We start from the raw sequence: 21,274 nt of genomic DNA, 5'->3' as shown, positions 1-21,274 counted from the left end.
AGTGTCGGCGAAGTGAAAGCTCATGCGCGCAGTGTCGCCGCGAGATCGTCGCAGGCGCGCAGCGCGGCGTCGAAGTCGAGGCGGGCCATCGCGTCGCCGAGCGGCTGAAGCGCACGCTGCCAGCCGGGCTGCGCCGCCTGCTGCAGCTCGGCGAAGGCATCGGTGGCGGCCATGTCCGATTCACGCAGCAGCGCCGCCAGCGGCCCCATGCGGGCGAGCAGTGCGGCGGCATCCTTGGGCGGCGCGCTGGCGGGTGCCGCCGCGGCGGCGGCGGCCAGGCGCTCGGCGACGCGGCGCAGCTCGCGCGCCGCGAGCACCGTCGCCTCGTGCAGGCGGTCGGCGACATCGGCCGGCACCGGCGCCTGGGCCATCGCCTGCTCGGCCGCCAGCGCGGCCTCGGACAGCCGCTGCGCGCCCAGCGTCGCCGCCAGGCCCTTCAGCGAATGCGCGACCCGGCGCGCATCGTCGCGCCGCCCCGCGCCGAGCGCCACGCGCAGTTGCTCGATGCGGCGCGGCAGGTCGTCGCTGAAGGGCTGCGTCGAGCGCAGCCAGACGTCGCTGCGGCCGCCCAGCCGCGCGACGGCGCCCGCGAGATCGATGCCGCACTGCAGCGCGTCGGCCACCACCTCGGCGGGCAGCGGGGCGGGCTTGCGCACCGCGGGCCTGGCGGCGGCATCGGGCGACACAGGCGATGCGGGCGGTGCGGGCGGTGCGGGCGGTGCCGACGATGCGATCGGCGCCGGCGGCGCTGCCTGCGGCGGCAACGCCTCCACCGGCGCGACCTGCGCGGGCGGCGGCGGCATCGCGTCGCGCGCCGCCTCCGACAGCAGCCGCCGCAGCTTGTCGACCAGTTCGTCGAGGTCGAAGGGTTTGCCCACGTGGTCGTTCATGCCGGCCTCCAGACACGCTTCGCGGTCGCCGCTCATCGTATTGGCGGTCATCGCGATGATCGGCAGCGTCGTCTGGGCGAGCCGGCCGCGGATCGCGCGCGCCGCGCCGAAGCCGTCCATCACCGGCATCTGCAGGTCCATCAGCACGGCGTCGAAGGGCAGCTTCGCGCCGGCCACCGCGGCGACGCCCTGCGCGCCGTCGCCCGTCACCGTGACCTGCGCGCCCTCGGCTTCGAGCAGCTCCTGCGCGATCTGCTGGTTGTACGGGTTGTCCTCCACGAGCAGCAGCCGCAGCCCGGCCAGCCGCCCGTCGTCCCTGCCGGCGGGCGGCGCGGTCAGCGCGGGCAGCTTCTGCGGCGCCGGTGGCGGCGGCGCGGCCACGGCCAGCGTCAGCACGAAGCTGAAGCGGCTGCCTTCGCCGAGGCGGCTCTGCAGCGCGATGGTCCCGCCCATCATCTCGACCAGGCGCTGGCAGATCGACAGGCCCAGGCCGGTGCCGCCGAAGCGGCGCGTCGTCGAGGCCTCGGCCTGCGAGAACACGCTGAAGATGTGCTGCTGCTGTTCGGGCGCGATGCCGATGCCGGTGTCGCGCACCGCGAACTCCAGGCGCGCCTGCGCGGCCGTGCGCTCGATCAGCCTTACCGAGACGACCACCTCGCCTTCGCCGGTGAACTTCACCGCGTTGCCGGCCAGGTTCACCAGGATCTGCTGCAGCCGCAGGTCGTCGCCGACCAGCATCGGCGGCGCCGCCGGGTCGATCTGGAAGTGCAGGGCCACCGGCTTGTCCTGCAGGTTGCCCGACAGGATCACCGACAGGTCGTCGAACAGCTCGGTCAGCAGGAACGGGCGCGGGTCGAGCTCGAGCTTGCCGGCCTCGACCTTCGAGAAGTCGAGGATGTCGTTGAGCAGCCCGAGCAGCGCCCGCGCGGCGCGCTCGGCCTTGCCCGCGTAGTCGAGCTGGCGCTCGGTCAGGCCGGTGTTGCGCAGCAGGCTCAGCATGCCGAGGATCGCGTTCATCGGCGTGCGGATCTCGTGGCTCATGTTGGCCAGGAAGCGGCTCTTCGCCAGGCTGGCGTGCTCGGCCTGGTCGCGCGCGATCGTCAGCGCATGGTTGGCCTCGCGCAGCTGGGCCTCGGCCTCCTTGACGAAGCTGATGTCCAGCGTCAGCGCGTAGAAGCCGCGCACGACGCCGTCGCGGACATCCGGGATCATGTGCGTCAGCACGTGGCGGCGGCGGCCGTCCGCGGCGGTCTCGTCGCGCTCGAAGCTGCGCGGCTCGCCGTGCAGCACCGCGGCGACGATCGGCGCGCTCGACCGCGCGATCTCGGCGCCCAGCACCTCGGCCGCGGTGCAGCCCGCGCGCTCGGCCAGCGTGCCGCCGAAGCGCTCGAAGAACGCGCGGTTGCCGAAGACCAGCCGCCGATGGTGATCCCAGTAGGCGATGCGCCCCGGCATGTTGTCGGTGACCAGGCGCATCAGGTGCTCGCTGTCGCGCAGCCGCGCCTCGGCGCGGCGGCGCTCCTGGATGTCGGTGTAGGTGGTCACGAAGCCGCCGCCGGGCATCGGCGCGCGGCGCACTTCCAGCGGCAGGCCGTTGGGACGCAGGCGTTCGTACTGCTGGGGCCGGTTGCTGCGCGCGCGGGCGACACGCGCGGTGACCTCCGCATCGACGTCCGCCAGCGCACCGTACTCGCCGCGTTCGGCACTGAAGCGGATGATCTCCTCGAAGCTCGTCTCCGGCCGGTGGAACAGGTGCTCCGGCAGGTCGAGCAGCTTGCGCACCTGCGTGTTGTGCGCGACCAGGCGCAGCTGCGCATCGAAGACGCTCAGCCCGCAGGGCAGGTTCTCGAGGATGGCCTTCATCAGCGTCACGTTGCTGCGCAGCTCGGCTTCGGCCAGCTTGCGCGCGGTGATGTCCATGTGCGTGCCGGCCAGCCATTCGGGCCGGCCGTCGGCGGTGCGCGTCGACACCCGCCCGCGCGTCTCGACCCACACCCAGTGCCCGTCGCGATGCCGCATGCGCAGCGCGCAGTCGTAGACCTCGGTCTCGCCGGCGAGGTGGCGGTCGCGCGCGCGCATCGCGTTCGGCAGGTCCTCGGGATGCACCAGTTCGGCCCAGGTCGTGTGCTCGATCGGCGTCAGCTCGGCCAGCGAGTACCCCAGCATGCCGGCCCAGCGTTCGTTGAGCAGCGTCTCGCCGGTCTGCGCGTTCCATTCCCAGGTGCCGGCATCGGTGCCGCGCAGGATCGCGTCCAGGCGCTGGCGCTCGCGCACCAGCGCCTGCGTGGCCGCGGCCAGCTGCTCGGTGGCGCGGCGCTTGTCGGTGATGTCGCTGCCGATCTCCATGAAGCCGGTCAGCCGGCCCTCGGCATCGTGCAGCGGCTGCACCTCGGTGTCGATCCAGTACTCGCGGCCGTCGGCGGCGCGGTTGAGGATCTCGACGCGGCAGGCGCGGCCTTCGGCGGCGGCCTGCGCCAGCTCGTCGAGCACCGCCGGGTCGGCCTTGCCGCTGGACAGCAGCTCGCCGGGGGTCTTGCCGCGCGCGGCCGCGAGGTCGTGGCCGCTGATGCGGGTGAAGCCCTCGTTGATCCACTGGATGCGCAGGTCGCGGTCGGTGATGATCACGGCGTTCTGCGTGTGGCGCACCACCTGAGCCAGGCGGTCGAGGTCGGCCGTCATGCGCTCGGCCAGCGTCTGCGCGCGCAGCCGCGCGGCCGACAGCGACCACACCGCCAGCGCCGCCATCATGCTCAGCAGCGCGCCGCCGAAGGCCGCGTAGGCGGCGGGGCGGCGGTCGATCGTCGCCTCGAAGGCCGGCGTCGTGCTGACGCGCATCGTCATCAGCCGTCCGCCGATCACCAGCTGGCGCGCGCCGGCCATCCAGCGCCCCGCGTAGCTCGCCTCGTCGACGCGGCTGCCGGGGTGCTGGCCCGCCTGCGCGATGTGGCCGTCGGCGTCGAAGACCAGCTGCGCCAGCTCGCTGCCGTCGCCGTTGTAGAGCTCGAAGTCCAGTGCGCCTTCGGCGGCCTGGGCGACGCCGCTGAGCAGGTCGGCCGCGACCAGCGGCGCGTAGAGCAGGCCGACCAGCGCGGCGCGGCGCTGCTCGGTGCCGGCCGGCTCGGCGCCGCCGCGGTAGACCGGCAGCACGTGCCAGAAGCCGGGCACCGGGCGCTGCAGCAGCGTCAGCGGGCCGGTGAGCGTCGGCTCGCCGGTGTCGATCGCCCGCTCGATGGCCTGGCGCCGCACCGGCTCGCCGGCGAAGTCCACGCCCCACGCGCGGAAGTTGTCGGCCAGCGGCTCCACGTACTTCACGACATAGAGCTCGGGCCCGCTGCCGCCGCCGTGCACCTCGAACTTCGGCGCGCCGTCCGCGCGTTCGGCGGCGATGAAGTGCTGGAGCCGCTCGCGCGGCACGCGCTCGACGAAGCCGATGCCGGCCACGCCGGCCGCGAGGCCTTCGGCCACGCCGCTGGCCTCGGCATAGGCCCGGAACGCCGCCCGCCCCGGCACGCCGGTGGCGGCGATCATCGCCCGCGCCCCGCGCAGGGCGTTCAGCGGCTGCCGGAAGCGCCGCTGCACCTCGGCTTCCAGGCGTTCGAGGTAACGGTCGAAACGGCCTCGCGCCTCTTCGTCGATGCGCGCGTTCATCCACAGCACCAGCGTCGCCGTCAGCGCGAGTCCGCCGAGCTGCACGACCGCGGTCAGCCCGATCGCCCGCAGCCGGCGGCGTTCGCGCTCGGCCGGCAGCGGCGCGGGGCTGGTGCCGGCCGCGGGCGCTTGCGCCTCGGCCGCACGCCGCACGATCTGCATGCTGCGCCAATAGACGGCCGGGGCCGCCAGCACGACCAGCGCGAGAGCGTTGGCCAGGCCCGCCTGCCACGCCGGCAGCGGCGGCAGCAGCGGCGCGCCGACGAGCACGACCAGCAGTTCCGCCAGCGCGGCGATGCCCAGCATTTCCGCGAACAGGCGGATCGGCAGGTGGCCCGGCTTGGTGTTCACGTCAGCGCCCATGAAGCCCCCGATTGTTCGGCGAGCGCCCCGTCGGCAACCGCCCGAACACCAGGACTATTTTGCGCTTTATGGCATTTATGCTGAATGAAAGCTCAGCGCGCCACTGCGGACGGTGCCAGCCGGGCCAGCAAGCGCGCATCGACGAAGCGGGCCGGGCTGAGCACGGCGGCCTCGGCCGGCAGCAGGCCTTCGCGCACCGCCCAGCGCGCCTGCGCGCTCATCGTCGGCAGCAGCGTGGCGTCCAGGCGCAGCCGGTAATCGTGGTCGTTGACGAAGCGGGCCGCATCGGCCGGCTGCATGCCCAGCCGCGTCGCCAGGATCTGGGCGGCCTTGGCCGGCTCGTCGGCGACGTACTGCTGCGCGCGCAGCAGCGCCCGCATCAGCCGCTGCAGCGCCTCCTCCTTGTCGCGCAGCACACGCTGCGCCCCGGCGAGCACGAAATGCTGGGTGTAGACGCCGGCGCCCGGCAGCTCGACCGCGTCGCCGCGCAGCTCGCGCTGCGCCAGCGTGGCGATCGGCTCCCAGATCGCGATGGCATCGACGACGCCGGCATGCAGCGCGGCAGACAGCTGCTCCGGCGCCATGAACTGCAGGCGTGCGCCGGCGATGCCGTGGTGCTGCAGCCAGGACACCAGGAAGTACTGCGCCGACGTGCCACCGACCGTGCCGATGCGCTTGTCCGCCAGGTCCGCCGCCTGCGTGATGCCGGCGCTGCGCCGCGCGATCAGCTTCAGCTGGTTCGGCGAGGTGCTGATCGAGCCGACGATCGCCAGGTCGGGACGCGCCCCTGCGACACCGCCGCCGGCCAGCACGACGGCCAGCTCGGCCGCGGTGCCGAGGTCGGCCAGACCATCGCCGACCAGGCCCAGGCAGGCGCGGCCGCTGGTGCAATTGACGGTGCGCAAGTCGACGCCCTCGTCGGCGAAGTAGCGCCGCGCCTCCGCCACGTAGACCAGCATCGACACCGAGCCGCGCGAGACGGCCAGCGTCAGCGGGGGGACGTCGGCGGCTGCGGCGCGGCCGGTCAAGCCGGCCAGCAGCAGCAGCAGGACGGGCAGCGAACGAAGGAACGACGGCATCGAGGCTGGCCGGGCAGCGGCGCGGACGAAGGACGGCATCAAGCCGTCATTCTGGACCCGCCGCGGGTGTCAGAGGTCCGGCGTGTAGCGCCGGACCATCTCCGCCCGGGTCTCGGGCGCCGTCGTCATGCCGCTCTGGTCGGCGATCATCTGGCCGATGGTCGGCATGCTCTCGCGGTCGACCAGCGAAGCCGGGTCCCACAGCTTCGAGCGCATGAAGGCCTTCGCGCAATGCAGGTAGGCGGCCTCGACGCGCACCTGCACCACCAGCTTCGGCGCCCGGCGTTCGCTGGTGCAGGCGGCGACGTGCGCCGGGTCGCACGACAGCCGCGCCCGGCCGTTGACGCGCAGCGTCTCGTCGAAGCCGGGGATGAAGAACAGCAGGCCGACGCTGCCGGTGGCCAGGATGTTGTCGAACGAATCGAGCCGGTTGTTGCCCGGCGCGTCGGGGATCAGCAGCTCGCGCTCGCCGCTGACCTTCACGAAACCGGGATCGCCGCCGCGCGGCGACGCGTCGAGGCGGTGTTCGCTGTCGCTGGTGGCCAGCACCAGGAACGGCGACAGCGCGATGAAGCGGCGGCAGTGCGGATCGAGGTGGTCGATCTGCTTGCGCACCGCGCGTTCGCCGGGCGCGGCGTAGAGCGCTCGAAGCGCGGCCGGGGTGTCGATGATCATCGGCGGCCCGTCAGATCGTCGCCAGCGCCTGCGCGAGGTCCTCGCGCAGGTCCTCGACGTCCTCGATGCCGACCGACAGCCGCACCAGCGCGTCGCCGATGCCCAGCGTCGCGCGCGTTTCGGGCGGGATGGTCGCGTGGGTCATGATCGCCGGGTGCTCGATCAGGCTCTCGACGCCGCCCAGGCTCTCGGCGAGCGTGAAGATTTGCACCGTCTCGAGGAAGCGCTTCGCGCCGGCGAGATCGGTCTTCAGGTCCATCGAGATCATGCCGCCATAACCGCCACCGACAGCGGCCATCTGCGCCTTCGCCAGCGCATGCTGCGGATGCGATTCGAGCCCCGGGTAATGCACGCGCGAAACCTTCGGCTGGCGCTCGAGCCATTGCGCGAGGTCGAGCGCATTGCGGTTGTGGCGCTCGATGCGGATCGCCAGCGTCTTCAGGCCGCGCAGCGCGAGGAAGCTGTCGAAGGGCGAGGCGATCGCGCCGACGGCGTTCTGCAGGAAGCCCAGGCGCTCGCGGATCGGCGTCAGGCGATCGGCCGCGCCGACGATCGCGACGCCGCCGATGACGTCCGAATGGCCGTTGAGGTACTTGGTCGCCGAGTGCACGACGATGTCGAAACCGAGCTCCAGCGGCCGCTGGTTGAAGGGGCTCGCGAAGGTGTTGTCGGCCACCGCGATCAGGTCGTGCGCGCGGGCGATCTCGGCCAGTGCGCGCAGGTCGGCCAGCTTCAGCAGCGGATTGGTCGGCGTCTCGACCCACAGCAGCTTCGTCTGCGGCGTGATCGCCGCGGTGAGGTTCTCCGGCCGCGCGAGGTCGACGAAGCTGAAGCGGTGGCCGGCGCTGTGGCGGCGCACCTTGTCGAACAGGCGGAAGCTGCCGCCGTAGAGGTCGTCGCCGCAGACGATGTGCGAGCCGGCGGGCAGCAGCTCCAGCACCGTCGCGCTGGCCGCCAGGCCGGAGGCGAAGGCGAAGGCCGCGGCGCCGCCTTCGAGGTCGGCGACGTTGCGCTCCCAGGCCCAGCGCGTCGGGTTGTGGCTGCGGCCGTAGTCCAGGCCCTGGTGCACGCCGGGGCTGGACTGGCGGTAGGTCGAGGTGGCGTAGATCGGCGGCATCACCGCGCCGGTCGACGGGTCGGGCGACTGGCCGGCGTGGATCGCGCGGGTCGCGAAACGCTGATGCTTGTCGGTGTTCATGGCGGATCAATCCTAACGTTGAAAGTCAGCGCAACGAGCGCCGCAGGTGGTTCAGCAGGTCGAAGCGGGTGATCAGGCCGTGGAAGCCGCGCTCGTCGGCGACGATGGCCACGAGCCCGCGGTCGAGCACGGCTTCGAGATCGCGCAGCGAGGCCGAAGGCTTCAGGGTCTGCAGGTCGGTGGACATCGCGCTCTTCACCGCGTCGCGAAAATGCGCCGCGCCGTCGTGCAGGTTCATCAGCAGGTCGCTCTCGTCGAGCACGCCGGCGAGCCGGCCGCCCTCGAGCACCGGCAGCTGCGAGATGTCCGCCTGCCGCATGCGTTGGAAGGCTGTCAGCAGCGTGTCGTCGGGCCCGACGCTGACGACGCTGCCATCCTCGGCGCGTCGCGCGATGATGTCGCGCAGGTCGCCGTAGGCCTTGCGCGCGAGCAGGCCCTGGTCGACCATCCAGCCGTCGTTGTAGACCTTGCTCAGGTAGCGCGTGCCGGTGTCGACGACAAAGCTGACGACCCGCTTCGGCGTGGTCTGCTCGCGGCAGTAGCGCAGCGCCGCGGCCAGCAGCGTGCCGGTGGAGGAACCGCCGAGCAGGCCCTCGCGCTTGAGCAGCTGGCGTGCGGTGTCGAAGCTCTCGGCATCGTCGATCGAGTACGCCTGCCTGACGCCGCCGAGGTCGGCGATCGAGGGCACGAAGTCCTCGCCGATGCCTTCGACGGCCCACGAGCCGGCCTCGCCGTGGCGGCCGGTCTTGACGAGGTCGCAGAGGATCGAGCCGGCCGGGTCGGCCAGCACGAACTCCAGCTTCGGCTGCACCTGGCGGAAGAAGCGCGTCAGCCCGGTCAGCGTGCCGCCGGAGCCGACGCCGACCGCGATCGCGTCGACGTCGTGGCCCATCTGCGCCCACAGCTCGGGCGCGGTGCCGGTCTCGTGCGCCAGCGGGTTCGCGGGATTGTTGAACTGGTCGGCGAAGAAGGCCCCGGGGATCTCGCGCGTCAGGCGGGCGGCCAGGTCCTGGTAGTACTCGGGGTGGCCCTTGCCGACGTCGCTGCGCGTGGTGTGCACCTCGGCCCCCAGCGCCTTCAGGTGCAGCACCTTCTCGGCCGACATCTTGTCCGGCACCACCAGCACCACGCGGTAGCCCTTCGCGCGCGCCACCAGCGCCAGCCCCAGGCCGGTATTGCCGGCGGTCGCCTCGACGACGGTGCCGCCTTCCTGCAGGCGGCCGTCGCGCTCGGCAGCCTCGATCATCGCGACGCCGATACGGTCCTTGATCGAGCCGCCGGGGTTCTGCGATTCGAGCTTCAGGTACAGCTCGCAGCAGCCGGTGTCGTAGCGCGTGATGCGGACCAGCGGCGTATTGCCGATCAGGTCGAGCACGGCCGGTCGGTTGGTGGCCATGGCGTCCCCTTGACGTTCCTTGTCGAACGATCCGGCGCCGGCGGGATCGCCGCGGGCACCGGAGCTTGCGCACGACGGTATCACGCGGCCTGCTGACGACGCCGTGCGCGGACCGCGCCCGCCTTCGGCGGCAGGCCGCGGACCGCGGAACGCGCATGGAACGCGCGGGCCTGCACAGTCCCGCCGCTCGCGCCGCGGCCGCCGGTCCCGCGGCGAGGGCGTCTGCCCCCGTCACCGCCGGGCGCGGGCCGCGCGCCCCGCCCCTTCCCAGAAGATGCTCAAACACGATCCCCTGGTCCGTTTTCCGCCGGCACACGTGCTGCTCGTCGTCGATGAAAGTGCGCTGGTGCGCGAAGGGGTGCGGCGCATCGTCGAAGGCCTCGTCGGCCCGGTCTGCTGCCTCGAAGCCGGCGACGGCGATGCGCTGGCGCAGGCACTGCAGCGCACGCCGGCGGTCAGTCTCGTCGTGCTCGACCCGCGCGTGCCGGGCATGGCCGGCGGCGCCCGGCTGGTACAGCTGGCCGAGCAGCACCCGTCGTTGCGATTCGTCGTGATCTGCGACCTGACGCCGCACGAGGCCGGTGTCCTGATGGCGCGGGTGCCGGCCGTGATGGCCTGCCTGCCGCGCCTGGCGCCGTTGTCGCGCCTGCGGGCCGGCATCGAGGCGGCGTTTGCCGGCCGCACGCTCGACCCGGCCCATGCGCGCGGCGTGCGCCCGCGTGGCGCCGAGGTGCTGACGGCGCGGCAGGCCGAGGTGCTCGCGCTGCTGCGCGAAGGCCTCAGCAACAAGGTGATCGCCGTGCGCCTCGGCATCGGCGAAGGCACGGTGAAGAACCACGTGTCGGCGCTGCTGCGGGTGCTGAAGGTGAAGAACCGCACGCAGGCCGCGCGGCAGCGCGATGGCCGCTGAGGCCGCGGCTGCCGACGGCTCGTGCGCACCACGCACGCCGGCACCGGTGCGTTGCCGTCGTCGCGCTGTCCTCGGCGCGTTGCATCCGGAAACGGTCGTTACCGCGACGCCCCATCTGCGCGGGCTGCCCATGACCATCTGCACCCGGAGCCGTCGAGCGCGCCCCCCTAACGTGCGCGGGCCACAACCCAACGAGTGAGGGACCATGACAAGGCCGAACCAGCGACGCGCTTCGCTGTTCCTGTTCACCGTGCTCGCCGGTGCATGCCAGACCGCGCTGGGCGCCGTGGCGGCGACCGCCGCCGGCGACGAGGTGCTGCTGCGGCACGGGCTCAACGGCTACACCGCGGCCGTCGATGCCAGCGTCAGCACGCAATACCTGCAATACAACGGGGGCCAGGGCGTGGTCACCCGCACGGGTCGCCACGGCGCCTACCGCATCGACGGCAACGGCGGCTACGAGATGCGCTCGTACCTGCGCTTCGGCTCGCTCGAAGCGCTGCGCGGGCGCCACGTGCTGAAGGCCCAGCTGCTGCTGAACTTCGACTTCGGTGCCACCGGCCACCGGCTCGAGGGGCGCTACCTCGCACGGGCCTGGAACGACGCGTCGAGCCGCTTCGGCTGGAAGCAGCGCAACGATGCGCAGCTGTGGGCGTCGCCCGGCAGCGGCGGCACCGACTGGGTCGGCGGCAAGGCGTTCGTCGTCAGCGGGTTCACCGGTGCGCAGTACGACGCGCGCACGATCGACCTCGACGTGCCGGTCGTGCAGGGCTGGATCGACAACCCGGCGAGCAACCACGGGGTCGTGCTGCTGCCGACGACCAGCGGCCGCGTGTCGTGGTTCCGGGGCAGCGACGACCCAGGGCCGCAATGGCGGCCGACGCTGAAGCTGGTGCTGGAGCCGGCGGATGGAACACCGCCGCCTCCTCCTCCGCCGCCGCCGCCGCCACCGCCGCCGCCGCCGCCGCCTCCTCCTCCTCCGCCGCCGCCGCCTCCGCCTCCGCCTCCGCCTCCGCCTCCGCCTCCGCCTCCACCTCCGCCTCCGCCGCCTCCGCCGCCGCCGCCACCCGGCGCCGCGATGCCGAACCCGATCCTGTTCGTCACGCAGGTCCCGGCGCTCGGCGACTTCACCGGTCGCGCGTCGACCTTCGGCAACCACCTGACCGGCGTCGGCCAGGTGCCGCGTGGGGGCGACCTGATGATTCGCTACCCCGACGGCTCGCTGCGCAACCTGACGCGCGAGGCCGGCTTCGGCAGCGACGGCTTCCAGGGCGCGAACGCGATTGCCGTGCGCGAGCCGAGCGTGCACTGGAGCGGCACGAAGGCGCTGTTCAGCATGCTGGTGGGCAGTCCGACCGCGCAGACCTCGCAGGCCCCGTTCTTCTGGCAGCTCTATGAGGTCTCGGGCCTCGGCATCGGCCAGGCGGTGTCGATCAGCAAGGTGCCGCACCAGCCGGCGAACTACAACAACGTCTCGCCGCTGTACACCACGGACGATCACATCCTGTTCACCAGCGACCGCCCGCGCAGCGGCCTGGCGCATCTGTACCCGACGCTCGACGAGTACGAGAGCGCGCCGACCGTCACCGGCATCTGGCGCCTGAATCCGGCAACCGGGGCGCTGAACATCCTCAACCACTCGCCGAGCGGCGCGTTCTCGCCCACCATCGACAGCTTCGGCCGCGTCGTCTTCACCCGCTGGGATCACCTGCAGCGGGACCAGCAGAACGATGCCGGCGACAAGGGGGCGTTCAACTACACCGGCGAGGACACCGGCGCCGGCTCGGCCGGCAGCAATGCCGAGGTGTTTCCCGAGCCGCGCGACGTCGGCCCGAACCGCGGCATCGTGCAGACGCCGTACGGGCCGGTGGTTGGCCATCGCTACAACGTCTTCTCGCCGTGGCAGATGAACCAGGACGGCACCGAGGAGGAGACGCTGAACCACGTCGGCCGCCACGAGTTGAACTTCGGCTACCTGCAGCGCAGCTTCCTCGACGACCCGTCGCTGAACGACCTGACCGACGACAGCCAGCACGCCAACCGCAAGCAGGTCAATACCGACGGCGGGCTGTTCCACCTGCGCGAGGACCCGACGCGGCCCGGCACCTACCTGGCCATCCTGTCGCGGGAGTTCGGCTCGCTGAGCACGAACCAGATCGTGCAGCTGACCGGCGCACCGACGGTCAACGGCGACCAGATGGTCGTCACCGACGTCACCGCGCCGCTGGGCGGCACATCACCGGGCGGGCGCTACCGCAACCCGCTGCCGCTGGTCTCCGGCGCCGTGGTGGCCACGCACACGACGGCGACCTCGGCGACGCCGAGCCTGATGAAGGACTTCCGGCTGCGGCTGCTGAGCAAGAACGCGGCCACCGGGCTCTACGAGGCGGGCACCCAGTCGCTGCCGCTGACCCCCGGCATCGTCAAGTCGGTGAGCTGGTTCAACCCCGGCAACTTCAGCGACACGCCGTCGTTCAGCGGGCCGCTGTGGGAGATGGAGGCCGTCGAGGTCGTCGCGCGCGCCCGGCCGGCGCGGCCGGCGCCGCAGCTCGAGGCGCCGGAGGCCGGTGTCTTCGCCCAGCAGGGCATCGACGTCGCCGCCTTCAGGCAGTGGATGGCGCAGAACAACCTCGCGCTGATCGTGTCGCGCAACGTCACGAGCCGCGACGACGCCGACATCCAGCAGCCCTTCAACCTGCAGGTGCCCGGCGGCGTGAAGACGCTGTCGAGCCAACGGCCCGGGCCGGTCTACCCGATATCGAACCTGCAGATCTTCCAGGCCGACCAGATCCGCGCGTACAGCGCCGGCGCGCGTGGCCGGCGCCACATCGCGCAGGTGCTGCACGAAGCGGTGCCGAACCCGCCGAACCCGGGCGGGCCGGCCGGCAGCGTGAAGATCGGCGCCGACGGCTCGACCGCCGCCTTCGTGCCTACGCGCCGTGCCCTCGGCTGGCAGACCACCGATGCCGGCGGCGTGCCGATCGTGCGCGAGCGGGTGTGGGTCACGTTCCAGCCCGGCGAGGTGCGCGTCTGCGCGAGCTGCCACGGTGCCAACCACAAGGACCAGGCCGGGCGCGGCACGCCGCAGAACGAGCCCGAAGCGCTGCGGCAGCTGCTGCACCACTGGAAGACCACGGTGGGGCCGGCGGCCGCGCTGGGCCCGAAGAACGCCACCGGCAAGCGCTGACGAGCAGGCCGCTCAGGCCGCCAGCGCCGACCGCAGCGGCTGGCGCGCGCGGAAGGCCCACTTCGGCCCGAGGCGCAGCGCCTCCAGCGTCATCGCGGTCGCTTCGGCGAAGAACATGCTGTCGTCGAGGCCCAGGCGCTCGAAGGCGCGGCGCTGGCGTGCCGAACGGCGGCGCAGGTCGCCCTCGGCGCTGCGCGCATCGCCGCGCGCCTGCCCGAAGAAGGACGCGGCCTGGCGCGCGGCCTCCATCGCGGCGGCCGACAGCGCGGGGATCGCGCGCGGTGCGGCGAGCCGGCTCTGCGAGACGAACGGGTTGCGGCCGACGACCAGGCCCCAGGGGCGCAGGCCCTCGGCCGGATCGACCGACAGCGCCTCCAGCTTCGTGAGCCCGAACACACGCGCCAGCTGCAGCCGGATCGCCAGCCACGGGTCGCTGCGGCGCAGTTCTTCGATCGCCTGCTGCGCATCGTCGTCATCGTCATCGGCCACCGGCAGCACCAGCGAATCGAGCAGCTCGCGCGCCGGCGCATCGCCCTGGCCCGCGGCCTGGTGCAGCCAGTGGATCGCCTGCTCGGATTCGGCCAGCGCGGTGGCCTCGCGCAGCAGCAGCGCGCCGAGCTTGCGCTGCGCTTCGGCCAGGCCGCGCGTGGCCGCCTTCTCGAGGAAGAAGCGCGCCATCTGCGGGTTGGCCACCGACAGCCGGTGGTCCGCATGCAGGCGGTACAGGTGCAGCCACGCGTCGTCCTGTCCCGCATCGGCCGCGCGCAGCAGGAAGGCGGCGCCGCGGCGCATGTTCTGGTGCTCGGCGAAGAGCTCGGGCGCGAAGGCCGGATTGGTGATGCCGCACAGCGCCCGGCCGAGCGCGTAGGCGGCGATGCGGTCGCCCTGCATCGCGCGCTGGTCGAGGATCGTCGCCAGCGCGTCGGCCGACAGGCCCTGCAGCGGCGTCTGCTCGGTCTCGGCGCGCTGCACCGCGTCGACGACCAGAGCGGCCAGGTCGGCCGTCGCGCCGTCGCCGCTGCCGCGGTCGGCGAGCGCCAGCGCGTGGCGCAGGCAGCGCGACAGCTGCGGCAGCGGCGCGCCGGCCAGCGCCTGTTGCGCCGCGACCCGCGCGACCGCGGGCAGCTGCAGGTCCGCGTCGTCGCGCGGCAGCGCGGCGATGTCGCCGCCGTCGCGCAGCACGCGCCACGCCGCGAGCTTGCGCTGCGCGGCGGCGCTGCCGGCCTGCGCGGCGCGCTCCAGCGCGGGCAACTGGTCCAGCGCCAGCAGCTCGGCCAGCGGCAGCGCCTCGGCGACGATGCGCGCGGCCGCCGGGTCGTCGTCGCGCGCGAGGTAGTCGAGCCCGCTCGCGACGTGGTGCGGGAAGCCGTCGCTGCCCAGCAGGTAGCGGCGGCCCACTTCGCGCCGCGCGGCGGCATCGCCCTGGCGGGCCAGTGCAAGCAGTTGGATGTCCTGACGGCGCATGCTGTCGAATTCCTCGGAACGTTCGTGTGGTGGCTGCGGCACGCGGGCGGTGCGCTTCGGCGCTGTCGCGCTGGCACCGGGTCCCCGAAAGACCGCCTGGGACGAACGATAGAAACCGAGGGTTTTCACGAGCATGGCCGCCGGATGACGTGCCTGTCATGCGCCCGTCAGCCGGCCGCAAGACCACCTGCACGCGGGGCCTCGCGCACGCTCTCCTCCAAATGAAGGAATCCCGCGCGACACGACGCGCATACCCTTCGGCGGCCCGACCGAACCGGGCATCGACGATGACGCCACGGCTTTCCGACATGAGCCTTGCCCGCCGGCTGTGGCATGCGCTGCGCTTGCTGGCGCTCGCCGGCGTGGCTGCCTGCTCGGGCGAGGCGCCGCCCGGCGGCGCTGCGGCGGCGCAAGCGTCCGCCGGCCAGGTGGCACCGGCCGCGCCGGCGCCGAAGGTCAGCCGCTATGCCGCGGCCCGCTTCCTCGAGCAGGCGAGCTTCGGGCCGACCGAGCAGGACATCGATCGCGTCCGCACGCTCGGCTTCGCAGCATGGATCGACGAGCAGCTGGCGCTGCCGCCGAGCCTGCTGGATGGCCGCGATGCGCGCCACTACGACGACTTCACCAACCCGAAGCTGCGGCAGACGCATTTCTGGGACCTCGTCGACCGCTGGCACGTCGCCGCGCTGACCGGCCCCGACCAGTTGCGCCAGCGCGTGAGCTGGTCGCTGTCGCAGTTCATCGTCGTCTCGCTGGTCAACAACCAGCCCAATGGCTTGTTCGAGTACCACAACATGCTCCAGCGGCATGGCCTGGGACGCTACGAGACCCTGCTGAAGCAGGTGTCGCTGCACGCGGCGATGGGCGAGTTCCTCGACAACGTCGGCAACCGGCCGCCGAGCTTCTGCGCCGGCTGCGCCGCGAACGAGAACTACGCGCGCGAACTGATGCAGCTGTTCAGCATCGGCCTGGTTCAGCTGCGGCCCGACGGCAGCGTGGTGCGCGATGCCCATGGCCGCCCGGTCGAGAGCTACTCGCAGCAGGACGTCGCCGACATGGCGCGCGCGCTCACGGGCTGGTCCTTCGACCAGCGCAGCCCGAACGAGAAGTACGCCTATTACGGTTATCCGCTGGTCGCCGCCGATCCGCTGGCGCACGACGGCGGCTCGAAGACGGTGCTTGGCACCGTGTTCCCGGCCGGCCAGAGCGCGGCCCAGGACCTCGACCAGGCGATGCGCGTGCTGGTCGACCATGCCAATACGCCGCCGTTCGTCAGCCTGCGCCTGATCCAGCACCTCGTGGCCAGCCAGCCCACGCCGGCCTACGTCAGCCGCGTGGCGGCGGTCTTCCGCGACAACGGCCACGGGCAGCGCGGCGACCTGGCGGCGGTGGTCAAGGCCGTGCTGCTCGACCCCGAAGCTCGGCGCGGCGACGGCGGCACCGACCTGCGCGGCTCCGGCAAGCTGCGCGAGCCGTTGCTGTTCCACACCGCGCTGCTGCGCGGCGTCGGCTGCCGGACGGTGCCCCGGCTGGCGGCCACCGGCCAGCCGATGGTGCCGGGCCAGCACCCGTACGTCGCGCCGTCCGTGTTCGGCTTCTATGCGCCGACCGACACCGCGCCGGGCAGCAACCTGCTCGCGCCGGAGCAGCGGCTGCTGATCGGCGAGGAGTTCGTCGGACGCCTGGGCAACCTGCGCAACGTGCACGTGAACTGGACTGGCTCGACGACGAAGGCCGGCTGCGACTTCGCGCCGCTGCGCCAGGCGGCCGCGCAGTCGACCGCGGCGCTGGTCGAGCTGATCAGCCAGCGCTGGTTCCGCGGCGCGATGCCGGCCGCGCTGCGCCGCTCGGCCGAGTCGTACTGGGCGCTGGTGCGCTACTTTCCGCGGGACGAGGCGATCCTCGCGCTGCTGCTGTTCGCGCTGGCCAGCCCGCACTACGGAGCCATCACATGACGCTGCGCCGGCGCACGCTGCTGTCGCGGCTGGGCCTCGGCGCCGCCGCCGCTGCGGGCCTGATCGGCAGCCGGCAGGCGCAGGCCGGCGACTACCGCGCGCTGGTGGTCGTGTTCCTCAACGGCGGCAACGACGGCCACAACTGCCTGGTGCCGATGGACGCGGCCTATGGCGACTATCAGAAGGCGCGCACGAACCTGGCGCTGGCCCAGTCCAGCCTGGCGAAGCTGCGCGGCAGCAGCGCCGGCCACAGCTTCGGACTGCATCCGGCGCTGGCGCCGCTGGCGCCGCTGTACGACGCCGGGCGCCTGGCGTGGATCGCCAACGTCGGCCCGCTCGTCGTGCCGACGACCGCCGCGCAGGCGATGGACCATGCGGTGCCGCTGCCGCCGTTCCTGCTGTCGCACTACGAGCAGGTGGCGATCCAGCAGGGCTGGGGCGCGGATGCGGACGGCAGCGGCTGGGGCGGGCGCGGGCTCGAGGCGCTGCCGGCGTCGCTGCGCCATCCGATGGCCGCGGCTTCCTTCGACACGCAGCGCACGCTGGTGCAGGGTCGCCACGCGCCCGTGTCCTGGATCGGCACCGAACCGGCGGTCCAGCGCTACTGGGGCTTCGCCGACCTGGCCCGGCCCGACAGCGACAGCTCGCGGCCGCTGTCGCTGCTGGCCGCGGGCGGCTTCGCCAACGCCTACCAGCAGGTCTACGCGCGTTCGCTCGAGGCGGGCATGGCCGACGCAACGGCCGTCGTCGAGGCCATGGCCCGCGGCGTGCCGCCGACCGCGGACTTCGGCAGCGGCCGGCTGGCCGATACGCTGCGCACGCTGGCCCAGCTGCTGCCGGTCTTCCAGCAGACCGGGCGGCGGCGTCAGATCTTCCTGCTGAACTGGGGCAACTTCGACACCCACGGCGTGCAGCGCGGCACGCTGGAGCGCACGCAGGACTACCAGCTCGCGCAACTCGGCCGCGCGCTCGCCGGCTTCGACGCCGCCAACCGCGCGTCGGGCGTCGACCCCGGCGTCGTCACGCTGGTGATGAGCGACTTCGGCCGCACGCTGCGGCCGGCGTCAGGCGGCGGCTCCGACCATGCCTGGGGCAACCACTGGTGGCTGTTCGGCGGACCCGTCGCCGGCGGCCAGGTCTACGGCACGTTCCCGAGCCTGGTCCTGAAGGGCCCCGAGGACTTCGATCGCGACGGCGGCGGCCGCTTCGTGCCGACCACGGCGACCGACCAGGTCGCCGCGACGCTGCTCGCCTGGCTGGGCGTCGAGCCCGCCGCGCTGCACGAGGTGCTGCCCAAGCTCTCGAACTTCACGCGCACCGACCTCGGCTTCCTGCACCGCTGAACGATGGCCGACCCCACCTACCGCGGCAGCTCCGGTGACGACCGCATCGACCAGGACCAGCTGGGCCCGCTGACCTACACCGACTTCGACCTCGGCGCCGGCAACGACGTGCTGCGCCTGCGGCTCGGTTCGGTGCTGGGCGGCGCCGGCGACGACCGGATCGAACTGCTCGGCGGCCTGTCGTGCGCGCTGTTCTACTACTCGTCGCCCTCGGGCATCACGGTCGACCTGCAGCAGGGCTTCGCGCTCGATGGCTTCGGCACGCGCGACACCCTGGTCGGCGACTTCTTCCAGGTCAACGGCAGCGGGTACGCGGACCGGATCACCGGCAACGCGCTCGACAACCTGATCGCGCCCGACCACGGCAAGCTGGAGAACGATGTCGTCGACGGCCGCGGCGGCTACGACACCGTCGTGCTCAACCAGTCGTCGGCCCACCTGCGCATCACCGTGTCGGTCGACGGCCGCCGCGCCGTGATCACCGACCCCGACCAGCCGGACCGCCGCGTCGAGCTGGTCGACGTCGAGGCGCTGCGCTTCGACCCGTCCGATGGCACGCCCGGACACAGCGTGCAGCTGGCCGACCTGATCGACCCGTTCGACTACGGCCGCGTCGGCCTCGTCGGGCGCGACACGCAGCGCTGGAACGCCGGGGCGCCGCTCGGCACGACGATCGAGCTGACCTACAGCTTCGTGACGACCGCGCCGGCGAGCGGTCCCGGCAGCAGCGGCTTCCGCGCGTTCGACCCCGCCGAACGCGCCGTCGTCCAGGCGCTGCTGGCCCAGACCGCCGCCTTCAGCGGCATCCGTTTCCGCGAAGTGCCCGACGGCAGCGGCGTGCAGCTGCGCCTGGGCGTCAGCGAGCAGGCCGCGACCCGCGGCGTCGCGTATGCGCCCGACCAGCCCGGCGACAGCGCCGGCGACGTCTGGATGGACCGCGACACGATGCGCGACCTGTCCGCCGGCAGCGAGGGCCGCGCCGCGCTGCTGCACGAGCTCGGCCATGCGCTGGGACTGCGCCATCCGCGCAACGTCGATGCCGGCGATGCCTATGCCGAGCAGTGGCGCGGCATCGACGACGTGGTGACCTTCAGTGCGATGGCTGCGGGCGCCAACCCGTCCGGGCTGTTCCGCGCCGACTGGGGCCCGCACGACGTGATCGCGCTGCGCACCCTGTACGGCAGCGTGCCGATGCACGCCGGCGACGATGTCTATCGCCTGGATGACGCGGCCGGCCGCACGCTGAGCACGCTGGTCGACGACGGCGGCCGCGACGTGCTGGACGCCTCGGCGGTCACGATCGGCGCGAGCATCGACCTGCGCGCCGGCCGGGCCAGCTCGATCGGCCGCCATGCCGAGGGCGGCGCCGCGCTCGACAACGTCGCGCTGGTGCCGGGCAGCGAGATCGAGTCGGCCATCGGCAGCGCGTTCGACGACGCGCTGACCGGCAATGCGCTGGACAACCGGCTCGACGGCGGCGCCGGCAACGACCTGATCGACGGACAGGGCGGGCGGGACGTCGCGGTCTACGCCGGCCGGCGCGCGGACCATGCCGTGCAGCGGGTCGGCACCGAGTGGCGCGTGCAGCAGCCGGATGCGGGCGGCACCGACATGCTGCAGGGCATCGAGCGCCTGGCCTTCGACGACCAGTGGCTCGCGCTCGACATCGCCGGCGCCCCCACCGAGACGGTGCGCCTGGTCGGCGCGCTGTTCGGCCGGTCGCTGATCGGCGACGCGACGATCGTCGGCATCGGCATCCGGCTGTTCGAGTCCGGGCTGTCGATGCAGCAGGTGGCCGAGCTCGCTCTGGCGACCGATCTGTTCGTGCAGCTGGCCGGCTCGCGCGGTCATGCCGACCTCGTGCGCCAGCTCTACCGCAACGTGATCGGCGTCGCGCCGACGGCGGCCGAGCAGGCGCCCTTCGTCGCGCTGCTCGACAGCGGGGCGATGAGCCCCGCCGCGCTCGCGGCGCTGGCCGCAAGCCATGCGCTGAACGACGTGGCGATCGACCTGGTCGGGCTCGCCGACCAGGGCATCGCCTACGTGCCGTCCTGACACGCTTTCGGGGCGGCCGCGCAGCGGGCCCCGGTTCGTCCGATCAGAAGCTGTGGCGCAGCCCGAAATCGACGCCGGTCGAGTCCTTGCCGGTGTTCGGCGAGGGCAGCGCGACGCCGCCGGGGATCACGAAGCTCGCGGCGCCCTTGTTGTTGACGCGCGCGACCGTCGTGTACAGCGCGGTGCGCTTCGACAGGTTGTAGACGTAGCCGACGGCGAACTGGTTCGCATCGTTCTTCTCGACGCTGGCGCCGGCGTTGTTGCGGCCCGAGGCATCGGCGCGCACGTAGGACGCGCGCAGGATGCCCTGGCCCAGCGGCACCTGCACGCCGATGTTGGCGAGGTCCAGTTCCTGGTTCGCGAACTCGTTGCGCTGCAGGTAGCCGGTGAGCTTGACGACGCCGAAGTCGTACGAAGCGCCGAGCACCACGGACTTCAGCTTGTCCTCGCCGAGCGCCGGCGTGACGGTGGTCTGGCCGTAGGCCAGCGACACGTCGAGCGGGCCCGCGCCGTAGGCCACGCGGCCACCGATGTACTTCTTGCCGGCGACGTTCTCGCTCGGCGCGAACGACACCTGGCCGCGGAAGCCGCCGAGGTTGCCGGGCAGGAAGTAGGTCACTTCGTTGTCCGAGCGCGTCGCGGTGTCGGCATTGGTGCCGAGCATCGAGTTGAACTTGCTCGCGTCGCCGACGCCGTTGGTGCCGAAGACGTCGTAGTCGGCGAAGCCGCTGAAGGTGGGCGTGAAGTCGCGGCCAAGGCGGATCTCGCCGAAGTTGCCCGACAGGCTGACGGTCGACCGGCGGTTCCAGAAACGGGCGGCGTCGGATTGCGTGCCGCTGTCGGCGTTGAAGCCGTGCTCGAGCCAGAAGCCGGCCTTCAGGCCGCCGCCGAGGTCTTCGACGCCGCGGAAGCCCAGGCGGCTGCTGTTGAGGCCGTTGCCGGTGAGCGAGCGCAGGCTGTCGTCGCCGTTCTTGACGTGACGCGCGGCGACGTCGACCACGCCGAACAGCGTGACGTTGGACTGGGCGCTGGCCGAAGCCGCGGCGACGGCGAGCAGAGCGAATGCTGCGATGTGCTTCATGTGGTTCCTGTGTGGAGTTGATGCTGTCCA

General features: G+C 72.6%; 12 protein-coding genes. 5 read left to right on the top strand and 7 right to left on the bottom strand.

Features of this window, described 5'->3' with window-relative positions; genetic code table 11:
• Positions 1-20: 20 nt before the first annotated feature.
• From P1K89_RS12350 to P1K89_RS12330, 5 genes are all read right to left on the bottom strand, one after another.
• A complete protein-coding gene (locus tag P1K89_RS12350; RefSeq protein WP_284616750.1) occupies positions 21-4,889 on the bottom strand; it encodes a CHASE domain-containing protein in 4,869 nt (1,622 codons plus the stop codon).
• 104 nt (positions 4,890-4,993) lie between these two features.
• Positions 4,994-5,980 (bottom strand): ABC transporter substrate-binding protein, encoded by a 987-nt coding sequence (locus P1K89_RS12345; RefSeq protein WP_284616749.1) that lies wholly within the window; start codon positions 5,978-5,980, stop codon positions 4,994-4,996.
• Between the two features lie 69 nt (positions 5,981-6,049).
• Complete coding sequence (locus P1K89_RS12340) at positions 6,050-6,652, bottom strand: pyridoxamine 5'-phosphate oxidase family protein (protein WP_439897989.1); 603 nt, start codon at positions 6,650-6,652, stop codon at positions 6,050-6,052.
• A 13-nt stretch (positions 6,653-6,665) separates the two neighbouring features.
• Complete coding sequence (locus P1K89_RS12335; protein ID WP_284616747.1) at positions 6,666-7,853, bottom strand: trans-sulfuration enzyme family protein; 1,188 nt, start codon at positions 7,851-7,853, stop codon at positions 6,666-6,668.
• A gap of 25 nt (positions 7,854-7,878) precedes the next feature.
• Positions 7,879-9,249, bottom strand: a complete 1,371-nt coding sequence (locus P1K89_RS12330) for a pyridoxal-phosphate dependent enzyme (protein WP_284616746.1) — start codon at positions 9,247-9,249, stop codon at positions 7,879-7,881.
• A gap of 274 nt (positions 9,250-9,523) precedes the next feature.
• Here P1K89_RS12330 and P1K89_RS12325 point away from each other — a divergent pair, with 274 nt between their 5' ends.
• Both P1K89_RS12325 and P1K89_RS12320 read left to right on the top strand, forming a co-directional pair.
• Positions 9,524-10,159, top strand: a complete 636-nt coding sequence (locus P1K89_RS12325; protein WP_284616745.1) for a LuxR C-terminal-related transcriptional regulator — start codon at positions 9,524-9,526, stop codon at positions 10,157-10,159.
• A gap of 205 nt (positions 10,160-10,364) precedes the next feature.
• Positions 10,365-13,346 carry an HzsA-related protein gene (locus tag P1K89_RS12320; protein WP_284616744.1) on the top strand — a complete coding sequence of 994 codons (2,982 nt, stop codon included), beginning with the start codon at positions 10,365-10,367 and terminating at the stop codon, positions 13,344-13,346.
• Between the two features lie 12 nt (positions 13,347-13,358).
• Here P1K89_RS12320 and P1K89_RS12315 read toward each other — a convergent pair whose 3' ends face one another.
• Entirely contained in the window at positions 13,359-14,810 is a 1,452-nt protein-coding gene (locus P1K89_RS12315; protein WP_284616743.1) for an SEL1-like repeat protein, read from the bottom strand.
• A gap of 308 nt (positions 14,811-15,118) precedes the next feature.
• Between P1K89_RS12315 and P1K89_RS12310 the strand changes: the two genes are divergently transcribed.
• Genes P1K89_RS12310 through P1K89_RS12300 form a run of 3 tightly spaced genes read left to right on the top strand, consistent with a single transcriptional unit; the run spans position 15,119 to position 20,163 of the window.
• Positions 15,119-16,765: a DUF1800 domain-containing protein gene (locus P1K89_RS12310; RefSeq protein ID WP_284616742.1), complete on the top strand. Its 1,647-nt coding sequence runs from the start codon at positions 15,119-15,121 to the stop codon at positions 16,763-16,765.
• Positions 16,762-18,108: a DUF1501 domain-containing protein gene (locus P1K89_RS12305; protein WP_284616741.1), complete on the top strand. Its 1,347-nt coding sequence runs from the start codon at positions 16,762-16,764 to the stop codon at positions 18,106-18,108. Before P1K89_RS12310 ends, P1K89_RS12305 begins: the two co-directional genes overlap by 4 nt.
• A 3-nt stretch (positions 18,109-18,111) precedes the next feature.
• Positions 18,112-20,163, top strand: a complete 2,052-nt coding sequence (locus P1K89_RS12300; RefSeq protein WP_284616740.1) for a M10 family metallopeptidase C-terminal domain-containing protein — start codon at positions 18,112-18,114, stop codon at positions 20,161-20,163.
• Positions 20,164-20,206: 43 nt separating this feature from the next.
• Here the strand turns inward: P1K89_RS12300 and P1K89_RS12295 are convergent, their stop codons facing one another.
• Entirely contained in the window at positions 20,207-21,244 is a 1,038-nt protein-coding gene (locus tag P1K89_RS12295) for a porin (RefSeq protein ID WP_284616739.1), read from the bottom strand.
• Positions 21,245-21,274: the final 30 nt, after the last annotated feature.

Origin of the sequence: Aquabacterium humicola (assembly GCF_030167915.1) — a bacterium.
Classification (GTDB): domain Bacteria; phylum Pseudomonadota; class Gammaproteobacteria; order Burkholderiales; family Burkholderiaceae_C; genus Pseudaquabacterium; species Pseudaquabacterium humicola.
This window is presented reverse-complemented; position numbering and strand designations above follow the sequence as displayed.

Coding starts and splice junctions, on each gene's coding strand:
- P1K89_RS12320 (WP_284616744.1), top strand. CDS start 10,365: ATGACAAGGCCGAACCAGCGACGCGCTTCGCTGTTCCTGTTCACCGTG.
- P1K89_RS12310 (WP_284616742.1), top strand. CDS start 15,119: ATGAGCCTTGCCCGCCGGCTGTGGCATGCGCTGCGCTTGCTGGCGCTC.
- P1K89_RS12315 (WP_284616743.1), bottom strand. CDS start 14,810: ATGCGCCGTCAGGACATCCAACTGCTTGCACTGGCCCGCCAGGGCGAT.
- P1K89_RS12295 (WP_284616739.1), bottom strand. CDS start 21,244: ATGAAGCACATCGCAGCATTCGCTCTGCTCGCCGTCGCCGCGGCTTCG.
- P1K89_RS12330 (WP_284616746.1), bottom strand. CDS start 9,249: ATGGCCACCAACCGACCGGCCGTGCTCGACCTGATCGGCAATACGCCG.
- P1K89_RS12345 (WP_284616749.1), bottom strand. CDS start 5,980: ATGCCGTCGTTCCTTCGTTCGCTGCCCGTCCTGCTGCTGCTGCTGGCC.
- P1K89_RS12305 (WP_284616741.1), top strand. CDS start 16,762: ATGACGCTGCGCCGGCGCACGCTGCTGTCGCGGCTGGGCCTCGGCGCC.
- P1K89_RS12300 (WP_284616740.1), top strand. CDS start 18,112: ATGGCCGACCCCACCTACCGCGGCAGCTCCGGTGACGACCGCATCGAC.
- P1K89_RS12335 (WP_284616747.1), bottom strand. CDS start 7,853: ATGAACACCGACAAGCATCAGCGTTTCGCGACCCGCGCGATCCACGCC.
- P1K89_RS12325 (WP_284616745.1), top strand. CDS start 9,524: ATGCTCAAACACGATCCCCTGGTCCGTTTTCCGCCGGCACACGTGCTG.